The sequence below is a fragment of the Nostoc sp. S13 genome, from assembly GCF_029379315.1.
GTDB lineage: Bacteria > Cyanobacteriota > Cyanobacteriia > Cyanobacteriales > Nostocaceae > Nostoc.
On record NZ_JAQYWQ010000218.1, the window covers coordinates 1 to 5,476 of the forward strand.

Annotated in this window: 6 protein-coding genes and 1 pseudogene; 5 read left to right on the forward strand and 2 right to left on the reverse strand. The window is 41.3% G+C overall.

Annotated elements, in window-relative coordinates; genetic code table 11:
- The coding region (locus PUQ00_RS32230; protein WP_300421312.1) for an IS1 family transposase at positions 1–182 on the forward strand (182 nt) is incomplete at its 5' end.
- Between the two features lie 500 nt (positions 183–682).
- On the opposite strand, the gene PUQ00_RS32235 is transcribed toward PUQ00_RS32230, so the two are convergent.
- Positions 683–1,015: a hypothetical protein gene (locus tag PUQ00_RS32235; RefSeq protein ID WP_300424030.1), complete on the reverse strand. Its 333-nt coding sequence runs from the start codon at positions 1,013–1,015 to the stop codon at positions 683–685.
- Positions 1,016–1,188: 173 nt separating this feature from the next.
- Here PUQ00_RS32235 and PUQ00_RS32240 point away from each other — a divergent pair.
- From PUQ00_RS32240 to PUQ00_RS32255, 4 genes and pseudogenes are all read left to right on the forward strand, one after another.
- Positions 1,189–1,442, forward strand: a pseudogene (locus PUQ00_RS32240) (metal ABC transporter permease); the annotation flags it as partial.
- A 55-nt stretch (positions 1,443–1,497) separates the two neighbouring features.
- Complete coding sequence (locus PUQ00_RS32245) at positions 1,498–2,067, forward strand: Rieske 2Fe-2S domain-containing protein (RefSeq protein ID WP_300424023.1); 570 nt, start codon at positions 1,498–1,500, stop codon at positions 2,065–2,067.
- Between the two features lie 138 nt (positions 2,068–2,205).
- The gene (locus PUQ00_RS32250) at positions 2,206–2,991 is read left to right on the forward strand and encodes an HAD family hydrolase (protein ID WP_300424025.1); all 786 of its coding nucleotides are present in this window, start codon (positions 2,206–2,208) and stop codon (positions 2,989–2,991) included.
- Between the two features lie 266 nt (positions 2,992–3,257).
- A complete protein-coding gene (locus PUQ00_RS32255) occupies positions 3,258–4,433 on the forward strand; it encodes a DNA double-strand break repair nuclease NurA (RefSeq protein ID WP_300424027.1) in 1,176 nt (391 codons plus the stop codon).
- Between the two features lie 51 nt (positions 4,434–4,484).
- Here the strand turns inward: PUQ00_RS32255 and nadC are convergent, their stop codons facing one another.
- Positions 4,485–5,351 carry a carboxylating nicotinate-nucleotide diphosphorylase gene (nadC, locus tag PUQ00_RS32260; protein WP_300424029.1) on the reverse strand — a complete coding sequence of 289 codons (867 nt, stop codon included), beginning with the start codon at positions 5,349–5,351 and terminating at the stop codon, positions 4,485–4,487.
- Positions 5,352–5,476 lie beyond the last annotated feature (125 nt).

Genomic DNA, 5,476 nt, shown 5'->3' on the forward strand with positions numbered 1-5,476 from the left:
GTCATCGTGCAGTAGGGAAGGAAAGTGGGAAGACTAATCATATTGAACGCTTTAATAATACAATGCGTCAAAGAATTTCTCGTTTGGTTAGAAAAACTTTATCCTTCTCTAAGAAGCTAGATAACCATATTGGTGCTATCTGGTATTTTATTCATCATTATAATTCTTGTTGTAGCGCCTAAATTTATTATCACTACATATTTACCACTACCTATGACTAAAAGCACAACTGCGATAGGCAAAACCCACAGATTATAATGCAATTATTGTCCCTGGTGGTGCTTAGAATCCTGATATTCTCCGTAATACACCAGAGGCTGTCAAATTCGTTAAAGAAGCTGCTACTGCTGGTAAAATTGTTAACCTATCAAAATTTCTCTGCCGAGATTTCAGCCGGAGTGTTGTTTCGCTTGGTCTCAACGCAAATACCGCGGTCTCGTCGAATGGGAACGTCAAAAAGTTTACTTTGATGCATTCATTGACCTTGCTACAATCCGCATCTGGATTAACAAAATATTATTAGTGCTATAGGTTCTTGTGACATTTGCGATTACAGTTCATTCTAGAAGAACTTCCAGATTTTGATTGCCTCATTAATAGACTTTCACCAAAGAAAGAAGATAGATACGAAGACACAAAGAAAGAAATCCCTGTGTCCACCTGTCTCTTCAATGAAAAACTACTACCAAATGCGATTTCCATTTTCGTCAACTCGTGCTTGCCGAATTACGTCGGAAATCTCTTCAGCATCTTTAACGTGATGGAGTGCCTTCTTTTCGCCGTCAGGTTCATCGACAACGAAGTAAGTCGGGACTGTGATTCTGTCCCCTGTAATGTCTGGTACATCATCAACAGCTAGCTGTTGAGCCTTGTCTTCAACTGATTCAGACTCGTCAGCGATTCTATCTCCTGGATTCGCAGTTAAGTTTCTTTCCTTGACGTTCGGTTCTTCGCCCGAATCCCAATTTTCGCTCACTGGTTGATTAATTTGATTTTCTTGATTTTTCTCAGTCATGGTTTTTGAGTTATTAAACAATCTAGCTTTACCAATAATACTGTAGAAAATCATAGATACAATGAGTTCTTTCTCTGGAGAGACTTTGAGAACAGATTTGAGCAAAACACCTCTTAGGTTAGATATTCGCTCAGATGAATTTACTTCTTTGGTTGAAATAGGGTATATTTACCCTTTTAGTATTATTACTTTTAATTACACCATGAACCACCAGCTATTTATAAGTTAAACGTCTCAACCAAGTAATTATTTTGGGGCGGTAATTAAAGTATTTTCTAATATTAGCGACATATACCTAAGCTACTTTTATAACTTGTACTCTGGGACTGTGATAGTTTTAGTAGTATCGCGATTATTTTCGTTGGCGTTACTACCTAGTCATAAATTCGGCATTTTTACCGCTAAGTATCTTAAAACCAAAGCATAATTCTAATGCGATCGTGTCCTAGTATAGTATTAGACATTTATTGGTAAATCAAGTCATGAAAGAAAATTCTTCTATTAATGGCAAAATTCCAGCGAGGATAAAAACGCGCCGGGATTTCTTAACCTATATGCTAGGTACTACAGTTGCATCAGTAGCGATCGGATATCTATTTCCCAAAGTCAGTCAAAGTCATGAGATAGACCTAGAAACCCTTTGCTCACTGTATCCAAAGAATTCGCGCTGTCAAAATTATCTTCCAGGATTTGTAGCACTGGCTAAAGACGACAAGAAAATTGAGGCTAATATACTATTGGCAACCGCAAAGCCAGGAATTCCGATTTTTGTCAAAGGCTTGCCAGATCGTAGCGTTGATTATCTGATTATTCAAGACGGGCCACAGATTGCTGAGTACGCTATCAATCCAATTTGCACCCATTTAGGATGTACAGTTGAGTGGGATCTTGAGAAAAATCACTTTATTTGTCCTTGTCATGGGTCTGAATACGATTCTCAAGGTCGAGTCGTTCATGGGCCAGCGAAACGTTCACTACCACTAATCACTGTAGTAGTCAAGCAAAACCAAGTTCATTTAGTTGATCGCAAACCTGCTGTAGATCCTCGTTAACCTACCAGTATTAAATCAGATTGGGCAATGTCACCATACTTTTTAAGCAAGTTATAAATTATAAAAGACTAATAAAAATTACTGCATGATTTGAATTTGTCGGGTAAGCTGACAACAGCAGTTTTAATCCTCAAAACAATGACCGCAAGTAGTCCCACGATTTTAGCCCTGGACTTTGATGGAGTGATTTGCGACGGACTAATTGAATATTTTGAGGTAGCATGGCGCACCTACTGTGAAATTTGGTCGTCTGCTAACGACACACCACCAGATGATTTGCCTTTGAGATTCTATCGCCTGCGACCTGTAATTGAAACAGGTTGGGAAATGCCAGTTTTAATCAAAGCGTTGGTAGATGGAATTGCTGATGAAAAAATTCTTCATGAATGGCCAAGCATCGCCCCGAAACTTTTGTTAAATCACAAACTACAAGGAAGAGAAATTGGTGCGAAACTAGATAACCAACGGGATGAATGGATTACCAACGATTTAGACGGTTGGCTAAGTCTGCATAGATTTTATCCGGGTGTAGTAGAAAAAATAAAATTAACTCTTGACAGTGGAGTTAAGCTATACATTGTGACAACTAAAGAAGGGCGTTTTGTACAGCACTTGTTACAACAAGAAGGAGTCAATTTACCACCAGCAGCAATTTTTGGGAAAGAAGTCAAGCGTTCCAAATACGAAATTCTGCGAGAATTAAAGCAGACAGAAACAGACAAGCCAGTTAGTCTATGGTTTGTAGAAGATAGACTCAAGACGTTGCAGTTAGTTCAACAGCAAACAGACCTTGAAGATGTGAAACTCTTCCTTGCAGACTGGGGCTATAATACTCAAGCAGAACGGGAAGCTGCCCAAAATGATCGGCGAATTCAGTTGTTATCACTGTCTCAATTTGCCAAAGATTTCTCAAGTTGGCTTTAATATATTAAAGTTGCAATAATCTCTTGATGCCTTCACCCTAAAAGGGCTTGTCATTGCCCAGATATTTGTAACATTCAAATTGTTGCCCTTACTGATATCCTGCCCGGAACTTAAGTTCCGGGCTAATAGCCCAAGTCCACTCAAGTAAACTGAAATCAACGAAGCAGAATATTTAAAAGATGTACGTAAATAAGAAGGATTAGAAATCACAGCTTCTGTCCTTCCATTTCAGTGAAATAATAACTCCTAACTCTTCACTTACCTTTATGCTTGACCTGACAAAACTGGCGCGACAAATGCAGGGTTTAAGTCAGCATCTAACTTTAGAAGCTGCTGCCAGTCGCCAGCGTTTAGAATTGGCGCAACAACATCTCAAAAATGCTTACGAGTGTCAAGAAGATTTAATTAATCGCCAAGAAAAATGGCGCGATCGCATTCTCTTTGCTAATGCAACCCCAATTGAACCACTAGAAACCTGCATTGATATCCCAGTTCCTCCAAAAATTCATACTGTCATCGCTACCGATGGTTCCCAAATTGCCCCCAACCATCACGAAATTGCTTACTGTTATCTCCTGAATATCGGCAGAGTAGTCTTACACTACGGACAAAATCGCCATCCGCTACTCGATAGTTTGCCAGAGGTATTTTATCGCCCAGAAGATTTATATATGTCTCGGCAGTGGGGAATTAGAACCGAAGAATGGATGAGTTTTCGCCGCACTGCTTCAGAAACAACGGTGTTGGCAGAACTTGCTTGTGCGACGAAGGGGGAAGCGCCAGCACTGGCGATGGTAGATGGTTCGTTAATTTACTGGTTTTTAGAACAATTGCCGATGGATGCACGCGATCGCATTTTACCTCCCATCCTGGAAGCTTGGCAGCAGATGCGTGATGCTCAAATTCCTCTGATGGGCTATCTCAGCGCCTCTCGCAGCATCGAAACAATGAACTTTTTACGGTTGCTGGCTTGTCCTCATCCAGAGCCAGACTGTAAAACTTATTGCCCAAATCAGCTAGAAAAAGTAGCTTGTAAAATTTTTGAACAGTTACGAGATACTTCTGTTTGGGCAACCCGACTCAAACCAGGACAACGCAGTACTCTGTGGCGCAGTAATTCCCCGATTCTCGAACTATACGGGGATCAAACCATTTACTTTTGCTACGTCCACGTTGGTACAGAAATCGCCCGGATTGAAGTTCCGGCATGGGTAGCGGAAAATGCAACCATGTTAGATCAAGCATTGGGACTAATGCTAGCACAAGTACAAAAAGGATATGGCTACCCTGTAGCGATCGCCGAAGCCCATAATCAAGCAGTGGTTAAAGGTGGCGATAGAGCGCGTTTCTTTGCCCTCCTCGAACAACAAATGATTAAAGCTGGTCTAAAAAATGTGGGAACTTCCTACAAAGAAGCCAGAAAGCGGGGCAGTATTGCTTAAATAAGCATCACAACCAGGAAAAGGTACAGAATTCTTGATTCAAATTCCAATTTAAAGTACAATCCTCATGCTCAAATCTAGCCACTTCGACTGAGTAATTGGCGCACTGCTAGAAATATAGTCAACACCCGTCTCAGCCACACCGCGAATCGTTTCCAAAGTCACATTCCCCGAAGCTTCAATTTTCATCCGGCTATCCTGCTGGCGAATCAACTGCACCGCCTGACACATCATATCCAAAGGCATATTGTCCAACATAATAATGTCAGCGTTGTGCTTCAAAGCTTCTTTCACCTGCTCTAAACTTTCTGTCTCCACCTCTATTGTCAATGGATAAGGTATCTGAGAACGAATACGGGTAACTGCTTCTCCAATTCCCCCAGCCACCGCAATGTGATTATCCTTAATCATCACCGCATCATCCAACCCCATGCGGTGATTAATCGCCCCACCCACCGCAATCGCGTACTTTTCCAACAATCTCAGCCCTGGTGTAGTTTTACGCGTATCCACCAACTGAGCAGGTAAATCAGCAATTTTCTCTACATATATATTAGTCAGTGTCGCAATCCCACTCAACCGCATAGCCAAATTGAGCGCCACCCGTTCCCCCATCAGCAGCGCATCCAGCGAACCATGAACTTCAGCTACAACCTGTCCCGGCTCACACCATCCACCTTCAGCCGCAAACGCTACAAAGCTGACTTTTTCATTCAATATCTGAAACACCCTAGCTGCAACTGTTAAGCCAGCAATTATCCCTGAAGCTTTAGCTATCCATTTAGCAGAGCCTAGCGTCACATCTTCTACTAATAGCGTATTTGTTGTGCGATCGCCCCTGCCAATATCCTCCAACAACCAGCAACGCAATAATGGATCTAAAACCAGCCAAGGCGGCAAAACACCAGACTTCCTCACAACCTTATTGCTTCCTTAGTGACTTTCAGGAATACTATAGCCTAAAACCCTTACTCTCCAAGACTTTGATGGAGACTGAAAAACAGTTCCAAATAATATTTGGAAAAATAGTTGACAAGATAAAG

What these genes read in the sequence shown, in the direction of transcription:
- PUQ00_RS32245 (WP_300424023.1), top strand. Translation starts at nt 1,498, where the DNA reads ATGAAAGAAAATTCTTCTATTAATGGCAAAATTCCAGCGAGGATAAAA.
- PUQ00_RS32255 (WP_300424027.1), top strand. Translation starts at nt 3,258, where the DNA reads ATGCTTGACCTGACAAAACTGGCGCGACAAATGCAGGGTTTAAGTCAG.
- PUQ00_RS32235 (WP_300424030.1), bottom strand. Translation starts at nt 1,015, where the DNA reads ATGACTGAGAAAAATCAAGAAAATCAAATTAATCAACCAGTGAGCGAA.
- PUQ00_RS32250 (WP_300424025.1), top strand. Translation starts at nt 2,206, where the DNA reads ATGACCGCAAGTAGTCCCACGATTTTAGCCCTGGACTTTGATGGAGTG.